The sequence below is a fragment of the Vallitalea guaymasensis genome, from assembly GCF_018141425.1.
Lineage (GTDB): Bacteria > Bacillota > Clostridia > Lachnospirales > Vallitaleaceae > Vallitalea > Vallitalea guaymasensis.
Genome location: NZ_CP058561.1, coordinates 5,455,092 through 5,478,646, shown reverse-complemented (window position 1 = coordinate 5,478,646; position 23,555 = coordinate 5,455,092). Strand labels below are relative to the sequence as shown.

The window sequence follows — 23,555 nt, the reverse complement described above, 5'->3', positions numbered from 1 at the left end:
GGAGGGCTTTTGGTGTATAAACTTTTAATTGCAGATGATGAACCTAAGATTAGACGAGGATTAAGTAAACTAAAATGGGAAGAACTTGGTGTTGAAGTTGTAGGAGAAGCTGAAAATGGTAAAGTAGCTCTACAATTAGCAAAAGAACTTAGTCCAGATATTATGTTTGTAGATATATGTATGCCTTTTATAGGAGGGTTAGAATTAATTACTCAGATAAAAGAAATCTTACCTAACTGTATAATAATAATCATATCAGGTTATGATGAATTTGAATATGCGAAAAAAGCACTGACTCTTAAGATATTCGATTATGTTCTAAAACCAGTAAATAGAAAAGAATTAATGGAAACAGTAAAAAGAGCATTAGTAGCCTTGGAACAAAATCTTAAAAATAATCAATATATCAATTGGGCTAAATATCAAGTTCACAAGAATAAAAATACTATCTTACAGCAATTTTTAAGCGATTGGTTGAATGGTAGAATCTCAAGTGATAAAGTTTATAATCAACTTAATTTATTAAACATTGATTATAGCAAAATAAATCTATTATTTTTAGTTAAGCCCTTAGAAATTGAAAACAAGGATACAGTGAAATTGGAAAGGGATCTATTGAATTTTTGCTTAGAAAATATTTTACAAGAAATATTAGCTGAATATAATCAAGCATTGATTTTTCATGAAAACGATGTTGTGGTAGTACTATTACCTATGACACAGGAAGATGAGATATTAAATATTGAAAAGAGTATCAAGATGACTATTAGTAAATATCTAGGTAGAGAAGTAGTGACACTTTATCAAAAACTTAATGATGATTTTCTGGAGTTACCAGATTATTATAAAAATCTGTATAAACAACTTATTGCAAATATTGAATATACACCTATAGTTCAGCTGGCAAAATGTTATATAGAAAAAAAATATTATGACCAAGATTTAAGTCTGATTGAAGTTTCAAAAGAACTTAATGTAAGTGCAGCTTATCTAAGCAGGTTAATAAAAAAAGAGACTGGGATGTCTTTTAAAGAATATTTAACTAAAATACGTATCAGTAAAGCAATTGATTTCATGAATAACCCAACGATAAAGTTATATGAGATTGCTGAGAATGTTGGATATAGCACACAGCATTATTTCAGTTCAGCATTCAAAAAAATAACTGGGGTTTCACCTACTGTTTATAGACATGGGAAGGATGAAGGCATTTGAAAAGATTAAAATTCAGTTATCACATTTTAATATTGATACCTATAATCATAATTGCATTTTTTATAATCAATTCTTTGACAAGTAAGAGTTCTAAAGATCCTCAGATTGATTATTTAATTGGAATGTCGCATCCTAATCTAAGTGAAGAATGGCAAATACTGGTTAATGAACAAATGAAAAATGAAGCAGAAAAAATAGATAACCTTAGTGTTATATTCACTAATGCTGGTTCTAGCACATATAAACAAGTAAAAGATATAAATATGTTAATGGATTATGGCATTGATCTGCTTATTATTACTGTAAATGATGCTAATGTTCTAGGACCATTAATAAGTGAAATAAATAAAAAAATTCCAGTCATAGTTTTAGATAGAGATGTGAGTAATTATGATTTTACTCTGTATATTGGTCCTGACTATTATTCTCTAGGGAAAAAAGCAGGTGAAAGAGTAGTAAGTCTTCTTGGTAAAGATGGAGGAAAGGTTATTGAAGTTAGAGGACCTATAGAAGAACCTTCAGTTGTTGAATTAAGTCATGGATTTGACTATATAATCAATCAACATCCTAATATTAATATTTTAACAAGCATTTCTAGTGAATGGTTAACAAGTCAAACAGAAGAAAGAATGAATAAACTACTGAAAAAAATTAATGATTTCGATATAGTATTTGCCCATAATAATGCTATGGCATTAGGAGCTTATTATGCGTCCAAGACCGAGAATTTAGATATTAAGCTTATTGGTGTATCAGGTTTGATGTCCAATAAATATAGAGCATACTTAGAAGAAGGAATATTGGATACAACTTTTCTATGTCCTATAGGAGGAAAAGAGTCAATTGATTATGCGATAGATATCTTGAATGGAGAAAATGATATTCCAAGAAAGATTATCCTTAATACTATACCTATAACCAAAGAAAATATGAATGGTATAGAGAGTGAGCCCATCAAGAGAGAATCTATCAAACTGGGGTATATTGACTCGTATACCTCTGATAGCTTTAATTTAGAAACTACTTATACTGCATTTGAGAAAGAAAAGATAGAGTTGATATATAGAAATATTAATTCCAATCTATCTATTAAACAGCAGCATGCGGAACAACTAGAGGCTATTAAAAAACTTATTGATAATGATGTTGACATGATTGCTATATCCCCTGTTGTTAGTTCAGGCTGGGATAAAGTGCTTAATTTAGCAAAACAAAAGAATATCCCTGTAATATTTTTAAATAATATGGTGAATTCAAAGGAGAATCTATGGACAACATATGTTGGTTCTGATTATTATGACCAAGGAAAATTAGCTGCTAGTTATCTTGTAAATAATGTTTATAATATGAAAAATGATATAGTTATAGCTGAGATAAGAGGTCATAACAAGTCTGCATCAACCATCCAGAGAACGGAAGGTTTCAATCAAGTTATTAATGGTTATTCTAGAATCAATGTAAAATATAGAGTAGATACTGATTTATCATTTGAAGAAGCATATAAACAGATGACACGTATACTAGGTGATGATAAGGTCAATGTAGTATTTACACATGAAGAAGATATATCTTATGGTGCATTGAAAGCAATTAAGGATCATGGTTTGACTATAGGAAAAGATATAATTATGGTTACGACATGTAATTCAGTTGATATATCAATGAATAATCATGATATAAGCTGTTTAGTTCAATCTTATCCTGTTACACAAAGCCAATTAATTAAAGTAGTCAGAGATTACATGAATGGTATATCACCTAAAAAGGTCATAAATAAAGATAAATTAGTTATAGAAGATAAATAATATTTCTTAATATATATAAATACAATTTTTGTTTATTGCATATTAGGAAATATTATGATATATTTGTAGGTGACAAGACACATGTAAAGTCATTTAAATGACTAAGCTATAGAAAAGGTGATATTATGAAAGAAAATTTGAAAGCAAAATTGATTGAATTGAAGAAAGAAAAGAATGCAGTCATTCTAGCCCATAATTATCAACTGGATGAAATACAAGAAGTTGCCGATTACATAGGAGATTCTTTAGCGTTATCAAAGATAGCTATGAGTGTAAAGGAAGATGTAATAGTCTTCTGCGGTGTCAAATTCATGGCTGAAACTGCAAAGATACTTTCACCTGATAAAAAAGTGATACTGCCTGTAATAGAAGCAGGATGTCCTATGGCTGATATGGTAACAGCTGAAGAATTACGTAATGTAAAAAAGGATTATCCAGAAGCTGCTGTAGTATGTTATGTCAATTCATCAGCAGAAGTAAAAGCTGAGAGTGATATATGCTGTACTTCATCAAATGCAATAAATGTTGTTGATAGCATTAAATCCGATCAAATATTATTTGTACCAGATCAAAACCTGGGATCATATGTTGCAGAGCAAATAAAGGATAAAGAAGTGATTCTGTGGCAGGGTTTTTGTATTGTACATAATAGAGTAACTAGCCAAAATCTACTACATATAAAAGAAAAATACCAATTTGCTCCTGTATTGGTACACCCTGAATGTAGACCTGAGATTGTAGAACAAGCTGATTTTATAGGTAGTACCTCAGAGATAATAAGAGAAGTCAAGAAACTAAAAGACAAAAAGATTATTATAGGAACGGAAAAAGGCATTTTATATACCCTGAAAAAACAAAATCCTGATAAAGACTTCATATTATTATCAGAGAAGTTAACTTGCATGAATATGAAAAAAACAACGCTAAAAGATGTAATTTCCTCTTTAGAAAATGAAACTAATATTATTGAGGTGGATGAGAGCGTAAGAAAAAAAGCATATGATGCTCTAAAAAAAATGATTTTATTATAGATTGTAGGTGAAAGAATGAGAGAATATATAATTCCTTTTGATACGAATAATACACCTAAAGAATATACTGATGTAGTTATAGTTGGTTGTGGGATAGCTGGGTTGTATACAGCCTTGATGTTACCTTCTGATATAGATGTTACAATAGTTGCAAAGGAACCTTATAAAGAAACAAATTCATATTTGGCTCAAGGAGGAATAGCTGCGCCTTGTGATAAGTTTAATGATACCAAAGAAATGTTTTTTAATGATACCATGGTATGTGGTAGAGGCGAATCTGATACGGAAGCTGTTAATATACTGGTTAATGAAGCCATGGATAACATAATACAGTTAGAAAAATTAGGAGTCAAATTTGATAAAGATGATAATGGATTCCTATTGGGAAAAGAAGGTGCTCATAGTGTATCAAGGATTGTCAGGTCAGGAGACTCTACAGGAAAATCTGTTATGGAAGCCCTATATCATCTGGCTAAAAGCAGAGAAAATATTAATATTAGAGAAAATATATTTGTGATAGATATACTGACATATGCTAATAAGAGTACAGGTATTCTGATATTGGATGATGGAAGGGTAAAATCAATCTTTTCAAAGTATACTATTATCAATACAGGTGGAATAGGTAATTTGTTTGAACAGACCACTAATGCCAAAGGTATTAATGGAGATGGTATTGCTATGATACTACGTGCTAACGGAATTGTCAGGAATATGTCATATCTGCAATTCCATCCCACTGTGTTTTACAATAATAGTTCTTTAAAACAAAGTTTCCTTATATCAGAAGCAGTAAGAGGCGAAGGAGCTTTATTGTATAATGAAAGAGGAGAACGTTTTATGGAGAAAGTACATCCAATGAAAGAACTGGCTCCTAGAGATATAGTTTCATTAGCCATAATGCAGCAAATCAAAAAACAAATAACACCCTGTGTATATCTGGATATAACTCATTGGAATGAAGAAGCTCTAAAATTACGTTTTCCAACCATTTTTGGATTCTGTCAAAGAAATAATATAAATATGGCAGAGAACTTAGTACCGGTTGCTCCTAGGATGCATTATTTTATGGGAGGAATAAAGGTGGATATCAACGGAAAGACTTCAATAAAAAATCTATATGCTTGTGGGGAATGTTCATGCACAGGTGTTCATGGTAAAAATAGATTAGCCAGTAACTCTCTATTAGAAGCAATAGTTTTTGGAAGAAGGATAGCAAGGAATATCAAGGAAAATATTTATGATATCATAGATAATGATAAGGATATTAGAATAGTTAATGTAGATAGTTCTTATAAAATTATGGAAGATGAGCATACAATAGCAAAATGGATGGGACAGTATTTTGGCATTGATAGGACTATTGCTAAGGTTAAGCAACTTGAAAATAAGATTAACAAGGCTTACTGTAATGCTAAAAAAACTAATATTATATGTAGGGAAGAAATTGAAAAAGTAAATATGATTTCAGTGATAAAAGCAATCATAAACGATGATCTGAATAAAAAGATAACTAAAAAAACAAACTTGAATTAATAGTTGATACATAACAAGGAGGATATAATGGTTTTACAGCATAAACTTGATGAAATAATTATTAACGCCCTAGAGGAAGATATGAATTATGGTGACATAACTACTGATACACTAATAAGTGATGACCAAAAAAGTAATGCTATATTAATTGCTAAAGACAGTGGCATTATTGCTGGATGTGAAGTGTTTTCTAGAGTTTTTTACTTGATGGATAAGGAGGTTGTAATAGATTTTCATAGAAAAGATGGAGATCTTCTTGAACAGAAAGATATTATTGCTCATATTTTTGGTCCTACAAAAAGTATACTCAAATGTGAGAGAACGGCACTTAATATAATACAAAAACTTTCAGGAATTGCTACGATGACTAATAGTTTTGTTAATAACACTAATAATATGCCTGTAAGAATTGTTGATACAAGAAAAACAACACCTGGTCTAAGGGCATTAGAAAAATATGCTGTTAGGGTAGGTGGAGGTTATAACCATAGATTTAATTTATCTGATGCAGTCATGATAAAAGACAATCACATTAAAGCTGTAGGCAGTATAAAAAAAGCTGTAGAAATTGCCAAAGCCAAAATTCCTCATACAATGAAAGTTGAAATAGAAGTAGAAAATCTAGATGGATTAAAAGAAGCTCTTAACGCAGAAGCTGATATTATAATGTTGGATAATATGACTATAGACATGATGAAAGAAGCGGTTTCCATTGCAAAAGGGAAAGCTCTATTAGAAGCCTCTGGGAATGTAGATTTAGATAGAGTAAAAGAAATAGCTGAAACTGGTGTAGATATAATATCAGTAGGTGCATTAACCCATTCAGTAAAGGCTATGGATATTAGTATGAAATTTTGCTGAGATTAGAAATTTAATAGCTATATGAATAATCAACAAAAAGCAATAGTTTCAAATGCTTTTTGTTGATTTGTAATGTTAGAGAGATTATAATGTTACTCCAGTTTTAAAGATGGATATTTCTTTGAAATAGTTTTTTTCATTGTTGACTTTTTTACCTGAGGCTACATCAATTATATAATCAATAAGATCTTCTAAAACATCTTCCATAGTCCTATCATCTATCAAGTTTCCAGCATTAAAATCAATCCAATGAGGTTTTTTATTATATAATTCTGAATTAGTGGAGATTTTAATAGTTGGTATGAAACTGCCAAAAGGTGTACCTCTACCTGTTGTGAAAATTACCATTTGACATCCACTGGAACCTAGAGCTGTGGTAGCAACTAAATCATTACCAGGTGCGGAAAGAATATTTAAACCACTTGATTTAATGATATCTCCATAATCAAGTACATCAGTTACTGGTGCATTTCCACCTTTTTGAATGCATCCCAAAGATTTATCTTCAAGTGTAGAGATACCACCTGCTTTATTACCAGGAGAAGGATTTTCATATATAGGCTGATCAAAGCTTAAGTAGTATTTTTTGTATCCATTGATTAAGTTGACCATGTCATCAAAAGTTTTTTTATTAACTGTACGATTCATTAAAATGGTTTCTGCTCCAAACATCTCAGGTACTTCAGTTAGAACAGTGGTACCTCCATTAGCCACTAGATAATCAGATAATTCGCCTACTAATGGATTAGCTGTAATTCCTGAAAGACCATCAGAACCACCACATTTCAGACCAATAGTCAAATCGGAAATGGGCATAGGCATTCTTTTGTCTTGTTTCATTGTTTCATATAATTCTTCTAAAAGGCTGACCCCTTCTTCAATTTCATCTTCAACCTCTTGAATTGTTAAAAATTTAATTCTGTTATTGTCATGTGGTAATAAGTTCTTCTTGAATTCTTCAATAGTGTTATTCTCGCATCCAAGACCTAGTACAAGTACACCACCAGCATTTGGGTGTACAGCCAAATCTCTTAATATATTTGCGGTGTTTTTATGGTCTTGACCTAATTGAGAGCAGCCAAAAGGATGTTTCCATATACATATATCATCAATTAATAGAGTATCATTGCTTTTTTTGAAAGTATTAACTATCATTTCAGCTGTTCCATTAACACATCCAACTGTTGGGATTATCCAAAGTTCATTTCTTATACCTACTTTACTATTAAATCTTTTATAACCATTAAAGGTTTTGCTCTCAACTTTTTTGTCCATAGTTACTGTAGTTGGCTCATATGAATAATTGATAGTTCCAGCTAAGTTGGTTTTCAGATTATTTATGTGTACATGAGAGCCACTGTGAATATTTTTAGTGGCTTTTCCAATAGGGTATCCATATTTAATTATATTTTCTCCTGCTGCTAATTCCTTAATAGAGATTTTATGACCTTTTGGAACATTACTTAGTAGTGTAATATTCCATTCATCTTCACACAGATTCTTGCCTTTGGGCAAATCTTTTAAAGCTACTATTACATTATCCTTTTTATTTATATGTATGAAGTCTTTCATCACAGCACCTCTTTTATAGCTTCTTGCATACCTTGTCTATCTATTATCTCAAGATAATAGGCTACCAATTCTTTTAAACCGTTAATTCGGGTTAGATCTATATCCCAATAAGCTTTATTGGATAAGATTGTAGATGCAATAATTTCGTAGGAATCTTCTTGGGAAGCCTTATAGGTATTCCAAAGATTACTGAAATTAGCTAGAATATCTTTATCATCATTAAGGGGAATGATTTCTCCATCAATATTACCTTTGTAAAAATATATTAAACTAGCTAATGAAAATACAAGTTTTTGTGGAAGTTCATTTTTATCTTCTATATATGATAATAGAGACGGTAATACCCTTGTTTTATATTTTGAAATTGAATTCAATGCTATACTTATCAAGTAGTGTTGGATATATGGATTTTTAAAACGGTCAATTACTGCATTTGCAAAATTATCTAGTTCTGCTTTGGGTAAAGATAAAGTTGGTATAATTTCATCAAAAATAGTATCTGTGATATATTGACCTATGGATTCATCCATAACACTATCTCTTACTGTTCTTAATCCATATAAGTAGGATACTGGAACTAATGAAGTATGAGCACCATTAAGTATCCTTACTTTGCGGGTTCTATATAAAGTCATATCATTCACAAATTTTACGTTCAGATTGATTAAATCAGCAGGGAATTCTTTTTTTACCCAGCTAGGGGCTTCAATAACCCAAAGATGAAAGTATTCACCTTCTACAACAAGCCTATCAATATAACCTAGTTTCTTGTTGATTTCTTCAATACGATCTCTGGGATAACCAGGTACGATACGGTCAACAAGTGTATTGCAGAATTCATTATGATTAATAATCCATTCCTTGAAGCTATCTTCCAGTTTCCAAATGTCTATTAGTTCCAGGATGATTTGTTTTAATTTGTCACCGTTACGATTAATTAGTTCACAGGGCATTATTATCATACCTTTATTGATATCTCCTTCAAAATGTTTAAAACGGTGATGAAGCCATTTCGTAAGCTTTCCAGGAAATGATTTTTGTATACCAGCATATTCATCTTCTGGTTCTAGGTAGATACCAGATTCTGTAGTATTGGATATAATAAAACGCATATCTTTATTTTTGGCTGTTTCCAAGTAATCATTATAGTCTGTGTATGGATTGATACCTCTGCTTATGGAAGATATAACCTCACATGAACTGATTTGTTTTCCTTCATTAATACCTTGTAAAAATAACGTATATAATCCATTTTGTTCATTTAGCGTAGATACAAGACCTTCTTCTATCGGTTGGACAACTACTATAGATCCATTGAATATGTCATCTTGGTTCATTTTATGTATAATCCAATCAGCAAATGCTCTTAAAAAATTACCTTCTCCAAATTGCAATACTCTCTCTTTATACTTAGTGGTACTAATTGTTTCTTTTGAAAGATTCATCAGTGGTTCCTCCTCTAATTCATTTAAGTCTATTTTAAGAGGTGATAGCAACAAATACAGCTTATATTTTGCTTTATTGATATATAAATACGCAAATATTGCTTTACTATATATATTTTATTATATATACTTATAATAAGTTTAATGTACTTAGAAGTAATATTGTATAGAATATCAGTTTGTTATTTTAATTATCATAAACTATAATGAAAAGGAATAAGAGATGTGAATAATTTTGAGATACCTATTTTATTTGATGAAAAGATATTTTATGAATTTAATAATAGCGATAGATTCTTATCTTTATCTTACAATAAGATTGCTGGCAGCAAGAGGATGTTTGTTCCTCATTTCCATACATTCTATGAAGTCTATTATCTTAAGGAAGGAAGCGCTAATTATCTGATAGAAGGTGAACTATTAAGTGTTAAAGCTGGAGATGTTTTATTGATAAAACCTTATTTGTTGCATAAGACACTTTATCCTGATAGCTCTAAGAATGTTAGATATCTGATAAGTTTTAATGAAGCTTATTTTAACTATTTGCCTGAAGATGATATTAGCTGGTTTTTGCAAATTTTTAGGCAATCTTGTCCAATAATTAGATTAGATACAGATACAAAAAGGAAATGGGATCAGAAACTACAAATAATTAAGATGGAAGCAAAGGAAAAAAGAAGTGGTTATAATTTTAGAATACATTCTATAATGCAAGAATTATTTCTTACTATTAATGATAAAGATAATTCAAAACCAATAATAAATCAAAATTTAACTACTACAGAACAAAAGATTCTTGAGGTAATAGGTTATATCCATAGTCATTATGAAGAAAAATTAACCCTACAATTACTAGCAGAAAGATTCTATATCAGTTCTTACTATTTATCTCATAGATTCAAGTATATTACTGGTTATACTTTGATTGAATATATTCAACTGATACGAATAAAAAAAGCACAGGAACTATTAGAAACAACCAAGCTAAGAACAATAGATATATGTGAAAATTGTGGATTCGGTAGCATATCACAATTCAATAGAGTTTTTAAAAAGGTGTGTGGCATATCACCTGGTAAATATAGAAGAACCATTAAATGATATGATTACTTTAATCCATTATATACTTTGGACAAGTTCAAACGAATAGAAAAGTGAATTATAACATAAATAATAAGGAGGCATTAAAATGTTATATGCGCCTGTAAATACCCTTCTTTTTTAAATGCTAAAAAGAAGGGAGAAAATGATAAAAATTGAATAATCATTTAAAAACAGATACTTTAACAATCAAAGAAATTAATAAAATGGCAATACCCCTTATATTTAATTCGGTAATTGGTATGTTAATAGGACTTATAGATACAGCTATGATAGGAAGAATATCACTAGATGCTTTTGGAGCTGTTGGATTAATTAGTACAACCATTAACAGTATTACTGGAGTGTTAGGGGCTATCGCAATAGCGTTCAATATAGCTGGAGCTAAAAACAAAGGTGAAGGAAATACTAAAGGGTTAATAGATAACTTTTTATCGGGTATTTTAACCAGTATAATCATAGGATTATCAATATGGTTTATATTATTGGGATTTGGGAATAGATTACTTCAAATGATTTTTGGATTAGAAGATGTAATATTGCAAGAATCTATTTCTTACATGAATCTGTTTGGCATAACCATTTGTTTGAATATGATACTGTTCATGTTTTCATCATTATTTAAAATAATTAATACAACTAAATATTTGTTTATTGGTAATATAACAGCTACTATAACTAATGTAATACTTAATTATATATTAATCTTCGGTAAATTAGGATTTGAGCCTATGGGAGTTAGAGGAGCAGGTATTGCATCAGTTATATCATTGGTATTAAATATAGTAATATATATTAGTATCATATATATAAAGAAGTTATTGATAGTTAATGATATCTTATCCATTGATAAAATGATAAAAAATGGAATCATATTATTAAAAAATTCTTTGGCTTTGTTGGGTCAAGAAATATTGGAATCCACAATATTAGTGATATGTATTAATGCCATATTATCACGTATAGGAGTATTGGAATTATCTATTTATACATTGTTGTCAAGTATAGTCAGTATCGTGTTAATGCCAATGTATTCTTATGCTTCAACAGCATTAACTCTTGTTAGTAAAAATTATAGTCAAAAACAATATGGGAGAATGCTTTTAATACCTAAATATTCATTAAAATTGGCTATGATATTCTGTATTAGTCTTTCTGCTATATTAATAATTTTTAAAGTAAATGTAGTAACGTTAATAACCAACGATTACAAGTTAATAAGTTATAGTCTTCAGTATTTTATAATTGCATTGTGTTCTTGTTTATTTAGCATACCTAATAATATATATAAATATAGTTTGCAAGGTATTGGGGATGATAAATGGGTGTTGCTTAATGCAGCAGTAATCAATGTTATAGGCATAGGATTTATTTGGTTTTTAAGTATAGCATTAGAAATGGGTATTTATGGAGTTTATATTGGCATTACGTTCAATTATATTATATTAAGTTTTAGTAATAACTATAGATTTAACCATAGAATTGTTTTATATTCAGAAAAAAGTATCTAGAACCGTATTTATCCATACTATTGATTGTATCATATAATAATTACTTATTCATAAATGTTTAATATGACATACTGATGTCATATTAAACATTGTATAATGGATATATGATAAACATACTAATCAAGGAGGATAAATAATGGATTTTATAACTTTGACAAGCAATAACATTGAAGATGAGCATATATGTTGTGCAATTTCAGATAAAAAATCAATTGAAGGATATAAAGCCAAGAAAAAGTGGTTAGCAGAACAGATTGATAAAGGATATGTCTTTACTAAACTTGATGTTAGAGGTAAAGTATTTATTGAATACTGTCCTTCAGAGATTGCTTTTTTGCCAATAATAGCTGATGGCTATATGGTTATTAACTGTTTTTGGGTATCAGGTAAATATAAAGGATGCGGCTATGGTAAAAAACTGTTAGATAAATGTATACAGGATAGCAGGGAAAAAAACAAAAAGGGAATAGTGGTACTTTGCAGTGATAAAAAAAGACCTTTTGTTTCAGATAAAAAATTTTTTGTTAAACATGGTTTTCAGGTCATTGATACAGCACATCCTTATTTTGAATTACTATATTTAACTTTAGATGATAATGCCGATAAACCCAAATTTATTGGGACAGCAAAAGAAGGTAGATGTGATGATAATGGTGGATTCAAAGTATATTACTCCAATCAATGTCCGTATATGAATTATTATATAAATCTACAAAGGAATATTAGCCAAGAACATGGTATAAAATATGAGACAATACTTATTGATAGTAAAGAAGAAGCAAGAAAATGTCCATCACCATTTACAATTTATTCTTTATTTTATAGAGGCAAATTTATAACTCAAGAATTAACAGCTGAGAAAAAGTTCACTAAAATTATTGAAGAACTAGAGGGAAAATAAAATGGATTTTGTACAAGCTAGAACAATTATAACTAAGACTAAAAAACCTGATTATTGGTTTGGTTATGAATACAATATGAATATATATAGAGGCTGTAATCATGGGTGTATCTATTGTGATTCTAGAAGCGAATGTTATCATATTGAAAATTTCAGTGAAGTAAAGGCTAAAGAAAATGCATTAGAAATTATTAGAGATCAATTAAGGAGAAAAGTTAAAAAGGGAGTAATAGGTTGTGGAGGGATGAGTGACCCCTATAATCCTTATGAAAAGGATATGTTACTTACTAGAAATGCTCTAGAATTAATAAATGCATATGGTTTTGGTATAGTAATAGCCACAAAAAGTTCTTTGATAACTAGAGATATAGATGTTATACAAGATATAAATAGGCATTCTCCAGTATGTATGATACTGACTATAACAACTGCTGATGATGATTTAAGTAAGATAATTGAACCTAATGTTAATGTATCGTCAAAAAGATTTGAGGCACTAGCGACCCTAGCTGATAATGGTATATATACTGGAATTCTTCTAATGCCAGTTTTACCCTATATTAACGATACTGAAGAAAATATTAAATCAATTGTTGATAGGGCACATGAAGCAGGAGTAAAATTCATATATCCTTATTTTGGTGTGACATTACGACAGAATCAAAGGTGTTATTACTATGATAAGTTAGATGAACATTTTCCAGGTATAAAGGAAAAATATATTGAACAATATGGTAATAGATATAGGTGCAGCAGCAGTAATTATAAAAAGTTATGGAATGTATTTCAAAAATCTTGTAAGGATTATAATATATTATATAGGATGAGTGATATTATTAGTGCTTACAAAGCTAATTCTAGGCAGGTTCAGCTTAGCTTATTTGATTATTGATTATAAGCTACCATAACAGGGGAGGAACTATGGAAAGGTTTTTAATAGGCCATTTTGGAATATTTGATGAAGATAAACAAGAGAGAGATTTCAGAGAAGGATTTTATGGTGTAGAAGCATGTATGATTGATAAGGAAGAGGATATAGATAGATTGATTAAAGCATCTCATGAGGAAAATTTTAATGTATGTGTTCATTTCCCTTTGAGAAGCGGTAAATGGAAATTCAGAGATCCTCAATTCATGTCAAATGATATGAATAATAAAAAAGATTCCTATGAATATGTGGAAGAGGAAATAACATATATATGTGAGAAATTTGACCCTCATTATATTTTATTTCATTATCCTAAACCTGTTATTCTAGATCCTCAGGTGGATTGGAGTAATTGGAGGTTTGCAGATGAGTCTGAATATGTATATGATTCTGAGTATACTTATGATGAGTTTGTGTGTCAAACACAAGAGTTATTTAAGTATCTATCTACTAAGGCTAAAGAATTAGATTTTATTCCAGTTCTAGAATTTGATGCACTTAATAAATATGTTGTTGAAAATAATATTTTAACAGAATTATTGGATAGATATCCTTCAATAAGGTTATGTCTAGATATTGCTAGATTACATTTACAGGATATAATGGATAATAATTTTGACCCTTACCCTATAATAGAGAAGTATGCAAAGTATGCAGAAGTCATTCATCTATCTAATGGTCGATTATGTGATAACAGGAATAATAACCATTATCCCGCATTACCCGAATTAAAGACTAGTGATGGTTGGGCAGATGTAAGAAAATATTTTAGGTTGATAAATGAATATAACAAGGATTATAAAGTATTATTTGAACATAGATCAGATAAAATAAGTGATGAACAATTAGAAAACTGTTATAGATGGGTCGAGCAATTGACGAATCAATATTAAAATTAATTGATTTTAATAATATTTGTTAAATTTCCTTATTATTGGTAAAATATATATAGAAGATTTTTTACAATGTTATTCTTAAATTATCATTATTATAATGACAATAACTAACTTGGAATATCTTACATCGTAGTATAAATTTATAGGGAGTAGTTATCATGCTACATTTTTCTAAGTATAAAAATCTAATATTAATTATTACTTTTATTTTATTGGACCAGATTATAAAGATATTAATAAACACTTATTGGATTGATAATTATTATGATATAAGTAATAAAATAGCTATTAAACCAATGTTAAATAAAGATTACTCATATGTGAATAGCACTTTTGGTATTGATATGAGTTTGCAGACTCATATCATATTAATAAGTTTAGTTCTATTGGTTTTAATCATAATCTACAAATATATATTGGCTAATAACACTAACCTAAGATTATTGGTACTAGGATTGAATCTATTAATTGCAGGATGTATTTGTTCCTTATCTGATAAATTTTTATGGGCTGGAAGTTTGGATTATATCTGTGTAAAAGGTTTACTGGTATTGGATTTGAAAGATATATATTTGATTGTTGCTGAAATTATACTTATTATTTGGATAATTATTAAGCGTGACTTGGTTTTTAGATTAAATATAAGAGATATAATTAGATTTGTTGGAGATGAATGGGCAAATTATAGAATGAAAAACGTTATTAAGCATAGAAAAATTAAATCAAATGGCAAATGATTTTATAATATATAATGAAAGGAAGCGCACTAGAATGAGGTTATCAGAATTACCCAATATAGGAAAAACACTTGAAAAGGAATTAAATGATATTGGCATACAAACTGCCGAAGAATTAAAGGAGATTGGTAGTATTGATGCTATAATCAGATTAAGCATACATGGTGACACCTGTTACAATAAACTCTATGCTCTCGAAGGAGCAATAAAGGATGTTAGATGGCACCAATTACCTAAAGAGTATAGACAAGAATTAAAAGGTAAATATGATCAGTTAAAAAAATAATATCATTTTACAGTTTTTATAAAGGGTAGTATTGACAAAAGTAGGGCATTTAATTATAATTTTAAAAAGAGAAATGTGTACCTCGTAAGAAAACGAGGATTTTTTTTTAATAGCTGAATGGAGGAAAAAGAAACAATGAAAAAGTACGGTTTAAACGAACTTAGGAAAATGTATCTTGAATTTTTTGAAAGCAAAAATCATCTTAAAATGAACAGTTTTCCATTAGTTCCTAAAAACGATAAAAGTTTATTATTAATAAATGCAGGTATGACACCATTAAAACCTTATTTTACTGGTCAGGAAGTACCACCAAGTAAAAGAGTTACTACTTGTCAAAAATGTATTCGTACAGGTGATATAGAGAATGTAGGAAAAACTCAGAGACATGGTACTTTTTTTGAAATGCTTGGTAATTTCTCATTTGGTGATTATTTTAAAGAAGAAGCTATAGAGTGGGCATGGGAATTTGTTACAAAAGTACTTGAATTACCAGAAGACAAATTATATGTATCTATCTATTTGGAAGATGATGAAGCAGAAAAAATATGGCATGAAAAAATTGGTTTGCCTAAGGATAGAATAATACGATTAGGAAAAGAAGATAACTTCTGGGAGCATGGTACAGGTCCATGTGGTCCATGTTCAGAGATTCATTATGATCGTGGCGTGGAACATGGTTGCGGTTCACCAGATTGTAAAGTAGGTTGTGACTGTGACAGATTCATGGAATTCTGGAATCTAGTATTTACTCAATTTGAAAAAACTGAAGACGGTCAGTATGTTCCTCTTGATTTCCCTAATATAGATACAGGAATGGGGCTTGAAAGACTTGCTCTTCTAATGCAGGAGGTAGATTCAATATTTGATATAGATACAATACAGGCTTTATTACAAAAAGTTTGTGATATGGCTAATGTCAAATATAAGGAAGACCCACAGAATGATATTTCCATAAGACTTATAACTGATCATATTCGTTCAGTAAGTTTTATGATATCTGATGGTATATTGCCATCTAACGAGGGCAGAGGATATGTTCTTAGAAGATTATTAAGAAGAGCGGCTAGACATGGTAAACTTTTAGGTATAGAAGGCAAATTCTTAGCTAAGCTATGTGAAACAGTTATTGAAGTTTCAAAAGAAGCTTATCCTGAATTAGAAGAAAAGAAAGATTATATTACTAAGATAATAACTGTAGAAGAAGATAGATTCAATGAAACAATAGACCAAGGTCTAGGTATATTGAAAACTTATATTGATGAATTAGAAAAAGAAGGCAATAAGAAGCTATCAGGAGAAAAAGCATTCAAATTATATGATACTTACGGTTTTCCTATTGATTTAACAAAAGAGATTCTTGAAGAAAGTAATCTACTTGTTGATGAAGATGGTTTTAATGAAGAGATGGATAAACAAAAAACAAGAGCACGTGAAGCAAGAGCTGAAAGTAATTATATGGGTGCAGAAGAAACTGTATATAATAAATTAGATGCTTCATTGGAATCAAAATTTGTTGGATATGACAATATTAAATATAGTTCTATGGTAAAAGTCTTAACTAATGAAAAAGAAATTATCAATGTATTAAAGGAAGGTACAAAAGGAACTATATTCGTTGAAGAGACACCATTTTATGCTACTAGTGGTGGACAAATGGCTGATATAGGGTACATCACAACTAAAACAGGTAAATTTGAAGTTGAAGATGTAGTTAAGTTAATGGGAAATAAAATAGGTCATGTAGGAGTAGTTGTAGAAGGAAAAATTGAAGTTAATCAAGAAGCAGAGTTGATTGTTGATGAAATTAATCGTAGAGCTACAGCCAAAAATCATAGTGCTACTCACTTATTGCAAAAAGCGTTAAGAAATGTATTAGGAAATCATGTTGAACAGGCTGGTTCCCATGTAACTCATGATAAGCTGCGTTTTGACTTTACTCATTTTCAACCATTGACAGATGATGAAATAAGACGTGTAGAAGAAGAAGTCAACTCAAAGATCATGGAAGGACTTAATATAATTACGAAAGAAATGTCTATTGAGGAAGCTAAAAAGCTAGGAGCTATGGCATTATTTGGAGAAAAATACGGTTCAACGGTTAGAGTAGTAAACATGGATGACTACAGTGTTGAATTATGTGGTGGTACACATATATCAAATACTTCAGAAGCTGGAACATTCAAGATTGTTTCTGAAACAGGAGTTGCTGCTGGTGTTAGAAGAATAGAAGCCTTAACATCTAATAACGCTATCAACTACTATAAGAATTTAGAAGCGTTAATAAAAGATTTTTCTAGATTACTGAAAGCTGAACCTTCTATGCTAATTAAGAAGACAGAACAGTTAATGGAAGATAATAAGAAAGTTAAACAAGAAAACGAAAAATTGAAAGCAAAACTTTCAAAAGGCGCTGCTGATGATCTATTGAATAATGTTGTAGATATAGATGGAGTTAAACTGTTAGCTGCAAATATTGAAGATCAAGATATGAATGGATTAAGAAATCTTGGAGACAGCTTGAAGCAAAAACTTGGTGAAGGTGTAATAGTATTAACAACATCCAAGGGAAGCAAAGTTAATTTGGTTGTTATGGCAACTGACGAAGCTATTAAAAAAGGAGCACATGCAGGTAACTTAATTAGAGAAGTAGCAGGTGTTGTTGGTGGCGGTGGTGGTGGCCGTCCAAATATGGCACAAGCAGGCGGTAAAAATCCTGAAAAGATAGAAGAAGCTTTAGAAAAAGCTAAAGATGTATTGAAAACTCAAATAAAATGATATACTTGATAAAGTAGATAGAGCCTAGTATAGATCAAATAAATATACTAGGCTTTACTTTAAAGTAGGTAGTATGTTTATTAGTTAAATATTAATAATATTAAATCTGCACAAATGAATTTTTAATATACATAATGGAATGAAGGGATATTCATGAAGATAAGAAAAATTAGTATGGTTATAATTGTAGCAATGTTGCTTAGCGGTTGTTCCAGTAATTCATATATTGTAAAATATGATAATGATAAGATTGCATCCAGAATCAATGTAGATATAGTAGAAAATATGATAGATGAATCTTTAGTAAATCATAAGATTAGTAATGTGACATTAACAGCTGTTGGCGATATAATGTTTCACAAGTGGCAGCTATACAGAGGTTATGATAAAGAAACTGATAGCTTCGATTTTACTAACTCATTTAGATATGTAGAAGATTATCTAAAAGATTCTGATTATACAATTGGTAATCTTGAGACTACATTAGCTGGAAGAAATAAAGGCAGAAATGTTAGACCTGAGAATGCATATAAAGGTTATCATGGTTTTCCATGTTTCAACACCCCTGAAATATTAGCATATAATATGAAAAATGCTGGTTTTGATTTATTGTCTACAGCTAATAATCATTCTTTGGATAGTAAGCCAGAAGGGGTTATATCTACTTTGGATTTTCTAGATGAGCAAGGTCTGGCACATGTAGGAACCTATAGGAATGAAGAAGAAGCCAGTGAAATATTCACTACTGATATAAATGATATGAAGTTTACGTTTTTAGCGTATACATATGGGACCAATGGATTTGATGTACCAAAGGATAAACCTTATCTGATTAATACTTTAGATATGTATGATAGAGATAAAATTGATGACATGATATCAGAGGTCAAAAGGGCTGATGAAACAGGCGTTGATTTTGTTGTGACAATAATTCATTTTGGTAATGAATATTTTGATTATCCAAATTCCCATCAAAAAAACATTGTGGATAAATTATTCGAGGCTGGAGCAGATGTTATTATTGGTAGCCATCCTCATGTCTTGCAGCCCTTGGAGATTAGGGATATTAAGTGTGATGATGGTTCTACAAGAAAAGGTGTGGTAATCTATTCTTTAGGTAATTTCTTATCATCACAGAGATATACAAAACAATATCCATCACAGACAGATGTAAGTGTTATAATGGATATCAATTTTGAAAAGATAGATAATCATAGAGCAGAGATAAAAAGTATTTCCTTTGTCCCAACTTGTACTTTCAGAAACTCAAGAGAATTGGCAGTACTGCCAGTAGATGAGATTCTAGACAACATGGATTCATATAATCTGGATATAAACGAATATGGTATAAATAGACTTGAATATGCAAGAGCTAACACAATTAAACATATATTAACCTATACCGATAAAGATTATATTTATAATAACTATAAGTACACTATTTCTTTGGATTAACAGGATTTTGGTAAATATTGATTTATATTATATATATAATAACTATTAAGTTTTCAAAAAACATATTGACGTATTTCTATAATATGATATAATCTAATATAGTGCTAGATAATTAATACCCCAATAGTTGTGAGGTAAGGCACAAATTGCAACTGGAGGGAGGTAGGAGTTGGCTATGTCAAACATTGTTATTAAAGAAAATGAAACCCTAGATAGTGCACTCAGAAGATTTAAAAGAAGTTGCGCAAAAGCAGGGATTATGCAGGAAATTCGTAAGAGAGAACATTATGAAAAACCTAGCGTAAAACGTAAAAAGAAATCCGAAGCTGCTAGAAAACGCAAATTCTAAGTTAAACTTATATTGAGGATGATTTTATGTCATTAAAAGTTCAATTATTGCAGGATATGAAATCTGCAATGAAAGAAAAAGACACTTTACGTAAAAACACTATTCAGCTAGTCCGCTCAGCCATTCTTCAGGAAGAAAAAGACAATCACGTAGAATTATCTGATGATGATGTTATTAAGATAATATCAAGTCAGGTAAAGAAGAGAAAGTCGAGCCTTCCTGAATATGAAAAAAGTGGCCGAACAGATTTAGTTGATGACTTAAAAGTAGAGATTAATATTTTGATGTCTTATTTACCCGAACAGTTATCGGATGAAGAATTAACTTCTATAGTTGAAAAAACTATCGAAGAAGTTGGTGCTTCCTCAATGAAGGATATGGGTAAAGTAATGTCTGCTATAATACCAAAGGTACAAGGTAAAGCAGATAATAAAAAGGTAAGTGAAATAATAAGAAATATCTTAAAATAAAGCTGTTGATTTATCAACAGCTTTTTTAGTGCATTTTTTTACTAATCAATCTTATTGTTTTTTAATTCAACTTATAGAATATTAGATATATAATAAACATATTTATGTATAAAGGAGGGGAATATGAGTTGGAGGATACCCTTCAACAAGGTGAGAGGATGAATGACAATTAGTAAAAAGAAAAAAGAGAAAAATAATGATAAAAAATTTCATATAGCAGAAATATTAGAAGTGCCCAGAGATGTAGCACTTGGGGATTCAATTATAACTCTTACTGGAAAACGGGAGATGCTTATTGAGAATTATAAAGGGATAGTGGAATATGACGAACAATTTTTAAAGGTGAAAACCAAAAATGGATTAATAGAATTAGAGGGTAATCATTTCTTAATTACATATCTTACAGATGAAGAAATCAAGATAACTGGTCAAATAAAAAAAATCAAGTATTAGGATTAAGTGGGTAATATAAAAAATTAAAAGAGGAAGAAGGGTGACATTTGCTTCTTGAAATATGGAAATATCTAAGAGGCTATGTTATTATAAATGTAAGTGGTTTTTCACCTGAGAGATTTATCAACCTATGCGCTAATAGAGGTATATATATATGGAATGTCAAAAGTGTTAATAATGGGTTTAATCTTTATATTAGTGCAAAAGGTTTCAAATTAATACGTCCACTAGTTAAAAAAACAGGATGTAAGGTGAGAATAACCAAGAAAATAGGTTTGCCTTTTAGATTTCTAATCTTTAGGAAAAGAAAGATATTCCTATTTGGAATGATCATTTGTATGGCAATAGTCTTTTTGTTATCTTTATTTATATGGAAAATTGATATTGAAGGTAATTCTATGTATACAGATGAACATCTTATTAAATTTCTTAATACTCAGTCACATTTTGTTGGGATGTGGAAAAAAGATGTTAAGTGTAGTGAATTAGAAAAAATCTTACTTAAGAATTACGGTAATATCAATTGGGTAACTTGCGAGATGACAGGAACAAAATTACTTATTCAAATTGAAGAGGGTCGAAATAATATTAAAATTGAAGATTTAAGTAAGTCTTGTGATATTCTATCTAATAAAAAGGGTGTTATAGTTTCTATTGTAACCAGAACAGGTTCTCCTAAGGTAGTAAAAGGAGATGTTGTAGAAGAAGGGGATGTACTGGTTTCAGGAACATTAGAAATAAAAGAATTAGAAGAAATCAAAGCAATTGAATTTACTCATTCTGATGCTGACATATATATGAAAACCATTTATCCGTATCATGATGAAGTTAATTTGAAGTATGTCAATAAGATATATACGAATAATAAGAAGAAAGATAATGCATTAAAAATATTAAATTTTAAAATAAATTTATTAAAACCTAGAATTAAATATAGTAATTATGATAAAATAACCACATGTGATGAAATTTGTTTATTCGACAACTTTTATTTGCCAATAAGTACTCACAAAACGTCTTATGAAGAATACAAACTAATAGAAGAAACTTATACAAATGAACAAGCAACCAATATAATAAATGAAAACATGACAAGGTATTTAAAAGAACTGGAAGATTCTAAGAAGCAAATAGTCAATAATGAAATTGAAATTATTGAATCGGCTGATAAAATAGTTGCAGATGGAATCATAGTAGTAATTGAAAAAATAGGTGAAAAAAAATACTTTGATGAAAATGAGCGGAGGCAAGGATATGAAGAATACTTTAGAGAAGACGATTCAAATACCCCATGAAATAATTGTGAATGTATTTGGACAGTATGATAATAATATTAAGATTATAGAAAAAAAATTAGGCGTTAATATCATAAATAGAGACAATGAGGTTAAGATAATTGGCGAACAGAAGTCTGTTAATATAGCAAATAGAGTAATCAAACAATTAATAGATACTGCCAATAAGGATATAGAAATAACAGAGCAAAATGTTGATTATACATTGGCGTTATGTGAAAAGCAAAAAGAAGAAGAGATGAGTAAATTAAATGATGACCTGATATGTGTAACCCCAGGAGGTAAACACATAAGACCTAAGACATTAGGTCAAAAAAAATATATTGATCTAATTAGAAAGAAAATGATTGTATTTGGTATTGGTCCAGCTGGTACAGGAAAAACTTATTTGGCAATGGCTAATGCTATAACTGCATTCAAGAACAATGAAGTGAATAGGATCATTCTTACTAGACCAGCAATAGAAGCTGGGGAAAAATTGGGATTCTTACCTGGTGACTTGCAAAGTAAGATAGACCCTTATTTAAGACCTCTATATGATGCTCTATATGAAATTATGGGAGCTGATACATTCTTAAAAAACATGGAGAAAGGTCTGATAGAAGTAGCTCCCTTGGCTTATATGAGAGGAAGAACCCTTGATAACAGTTTTATAGTATTAGATGAAGCTCAGAACACTACACCTGCTCAGATGAAAATGTTTTTAACAAGAATAGGATTCAATTCAAAAGCAGTCATCACAGGTGATGTAACACAGAAGGATTTACCAGGGGGTCAAAAATCCGGATTGGAAGTAGCTTCTAGAATACTTAAGAATATCAATGATATAGGAATAGCTAATTTGACTAGTAAAGATGTTGTAAGGCATCCATTAGTTCAAAAAATAATAAACGCTTATGAAAATTATGAGAACAAAAATACTAAACGATAAGA

21 protein-coding genes are annotated in these 23,555 nt (G+C 29.9%); 19 read left to right on the top strand and 2 right to left on the bottom strand.

Annotation, left to right across the window (positions count from 1 at the left end):
• The first annotated feature begins 12 nt into the window (after positions 1–12).
• The 5 genes from HYG85_RS23660 to nadC all read left to right on the top strand — a co-directional run bounded on the left by HYG85_RS23660 (position 13) and on the right by nadC (position 6,448).
• The gene (locus tag HYG85_RS23660) at positions 13–1,215 is read left to right on the top strand and encodes a response regulator transcription factor (protein WP_212691694.1); all 1,203 of its coding nucleotides are present in this window, start codon (positions 13–15) and stop codon (positions 1,213–1,215) included.
• Positions 1,212–3,020 (top strand): substrate-binding domain-containing protein, encoded by a 1,809-nt coding sequence (locus HYG85_RS23655; protein WP_212691693.1) that lies wholly within the window; start codon positions 1,212–1,214, stop codon positions 3,018–3,020. The genes HYG85_RS23660 and HYG85_RS23655 overlap by 4 nt, the downstream gene beginning before the upstream one ends.
• Positions 3,021–3,145: 125 nt before the next feature.
• The gene (gene nadA / locus HYG85_RS23650) at positions 3,146–4,051 is read left to right on the top strand and encodes a quinolinate synthase NadA (RefSeq protein ID WP_212691692.1); all 906 of its coding nucleotides are present in this window, start codon (positions 3,146–3,148) and stop codon (positions 4,049–4,051) included.
• A 15-nt stretch (positions 4,052–4,066) separates the two neighbouring features.
• The gene (locus HYG85_RS23645; RefSeq protein WP_212691691.1) at positions 4,067–5,587 is read left to right on the top strand and encodes an L-aspartate oxidase; all 1,521 of its coding nucleotides are present in this window, start codon (positions 4,067–4,069) and stop codon (positions 5,585–5,587) included.
• A 27-nt stretch (positions 5,588–5,614) separates the two neighbouring features.
• Entirely contained in the window at positions 5,615–6,448 is an 834-nt protein-coding gene (gene nadC, locus HYG85_RS23640) for a carboxylating nicotinate-nucleotide diphosphorylase (protein ID WP_212691690.1), read from the top strand.
• A gap of 84 nt (positions 6,449–6,532) precedes the next feature.
• Here the strand turns inward: nadC and HYG85_RS23635 are convergent, their stop codons facing one another.
• A complete protein-coding gene (locus tag HYG85_RS23635; RefSeq protein ID WP_212691689.1) occupies positions 6,533–8,020 on the bottom strand; it encodes a UxaA family hydrolase in 1,488 nt (495 codons plus the stop codon).
• Complete coding sequence (locus tag HYG85_RS23630; RefSeq protein WP_212691688.1) at positions 8,020–9,465, bottom strand: tagaturonate reductase; 1,446 nt, start codon at positions 9,463–9,465, stop codon at positions 8,020–8,022. The genes HYG85_RS23635 and HYG85_RS23630 overlap by 1 nt, the downstream gene beginning before the upstream one ends.
• Positions 9,466–9,690: 225 nt before the next feature.
• Here HYG85_RS23630 and HYG85_RS23625 point away from each other — a divergent pair, with 225 nt between their 5' ends.
• The 14 genes from HYG85_RS23625 (at position 9,691) to HYG85_RS23560 (ending at position 23,553) form a co-directional block, all read left to right on the top strand.
• Positions 9,691–10,566, top strand: a complete 876-nt coding sequence (locus HYG85_RS23625) for an AraC family transcriptional regulator (protein ID WP_212691687.1) — start codon at positions 9,691–9,693, stop codon at positions 10,564–10,566.
• A gap of 155 nt (positions 10,567–10,721) precedes the next feature.
• On the top strand, positions 10,722–12,077 hold the full coding sequence (locus tag HYG85_RS23620; RefSeq protein ID WP_212691686.1) for an MATE family efflux transporter: 1,356 nt from the start codon (positions 10,722–10,724) through the stop codon (positions 12,075–12,077).
• 136 nt (positions 12,078–12,213) lie between these two features.
• A complete protein-coding gene (locus HYG85_RS23615; protein WP_212691685.1) occupies positions 12,214–12,978 on the top strand; it encodes an N-acetyltransferase in 765 nt (254 codons plus the stop codon).
• A gap of 1 nt (position 12,979) precedes the next feature.
• Positions 12,980–13,870: an SPL family radical SAM protein gene (locus tag HYG85_RS23610; RefSeq protein ID WP_212691684.1), complete on the top strand. Its 891-nt coding sequence runs from the start codon at positions 12,980–12,982 to the stop codon at positions 13,868–13,870.
• A gap of 29 nt (positions 13,871–13,899) precedes the next feature.
• Positions 13,900–14,799 carry a sugar phosphate isomerase/epimerase gene (locus tag HYG85_RS23605; protein ID WP_212691683.1) on the top strand — a complete coding sequence of 300 codons (900 nt, stop codon included), beginning with the start codon at positions 13,900–13,902 and terminating at the stop codon, positions 14,797–14,799.
• Between the two features lie 161 nt (positions 14,800–14,960).
• Positions 14,961–15,539 (top strand): signal peptidase II, encoded by a 579-nt coding sequence (locus HYG85_RS23600; RefSeq protein WP_212691682.1) that lies wholly within the window; start codon positions 14,961–14,963, stop codon positions 15,537–15,539.
• A gap of 34 nt (positions 15,540–15,573) precedes the next feature.
• Positions 15,574–15,825 (top strand): TfoX/Sxy family protein, encoded by a 252-nt coding sequence (locus HYG85_RS23595; RefSeq protein WP_113674928.1) that lies wholly within the window; start codon positions 15,574–15,576, stop codon positions 15,823–15,825.
• A 135-nt stretch (positions 15,826–15,960) separates the two neighbouring features.
• Entirely contained in the window at positions 15,961–18,600 is a 2,640-nt protein-coding gene (gene alaS / locus HYG85_RS23590) for an alanine--tRNA ligase (RefSeq protein WP_212691681.1), read from the top strand.
• A gap of 153 nt (positions 18,601–18,753) precedes the next feature.
• Positions 18,754–20,055: a CapA family protein gene (locus HYG85_RS23585; RefSeq protein ID WP_212691680.1), complete on the top strand. Its 1,302-nt coding sequence runs from the start codon at positions 18,754–18,756 to the stop codon at positions 20,053–20,055.
• A gap of 175 nt (positions 20,056–20,230) precedes the next feature.
• Positions 20,231–20,404, top strand: coding sequence for a 30S ribosomal protein S21 (rpsU, locus tag HYG85_RS23580; protein ID WP_113675675.1), 174 nt, complete (start codon positions 20,231–20,233; stop codon positions 20,402–20,404).
• 26 nt (positions 20,405–20,430) lie between these two features.
• Positions 20,431–20,874 (top strand): GatB/YqeY domain-containing protein, encoded by a 444-nt coding sequence (locus HYG85_RS23575; RefSeq protein WP_212691679.1) that lies wholly within the window; start codon positions 20,431–20,433, stop codon positions 20,872–20,874.
• A gap of 162 nt (positions 20,875–21,036) precedes the next feature.
• Positions 21,037–21,327 carry a YabP/YqfC family sporulation protein gene (locus HYG85_RS23570; RefSeq protein ID WP_113674932.1) on the top strand — a complete coding sequence of 97 codons (291 nt, stop codon included), beginning with the start codon at positions 21,037–21,039 and terminating at the stop codon, positions 21,325–21,327.
• Between the two features lie 47 nt (positions 21,328–21,374).
• Positions 21,375–22,622 (top strand): sporulation protein YqfD, encoded by a 1,248-nt coding sequence (yqfD, locus tag HYG85_RS23565; RefSeq protein ID WP_212691678.1) that lies wholly within the window; start codon positions 21,375–21,377, stop codon positions 22,620–22,622.
• The gene (locus tag HYG85_RS23560) at positions 22,582–23,553 is read left to right on the top strand and encodes a PhoH family protein (protein WP_113674934.1); all 972 of its coding nucleotides are present in this window, start codon (positions 22,582–22,584) and stop codon (positions 23,551–23,553) included. Before yqfD ends, HYG85_RS23560 begins: the two co-directional genes overlap by 41 nt.
• Positions 23,554–23,555: the final 2 nt, after the last annotated feature.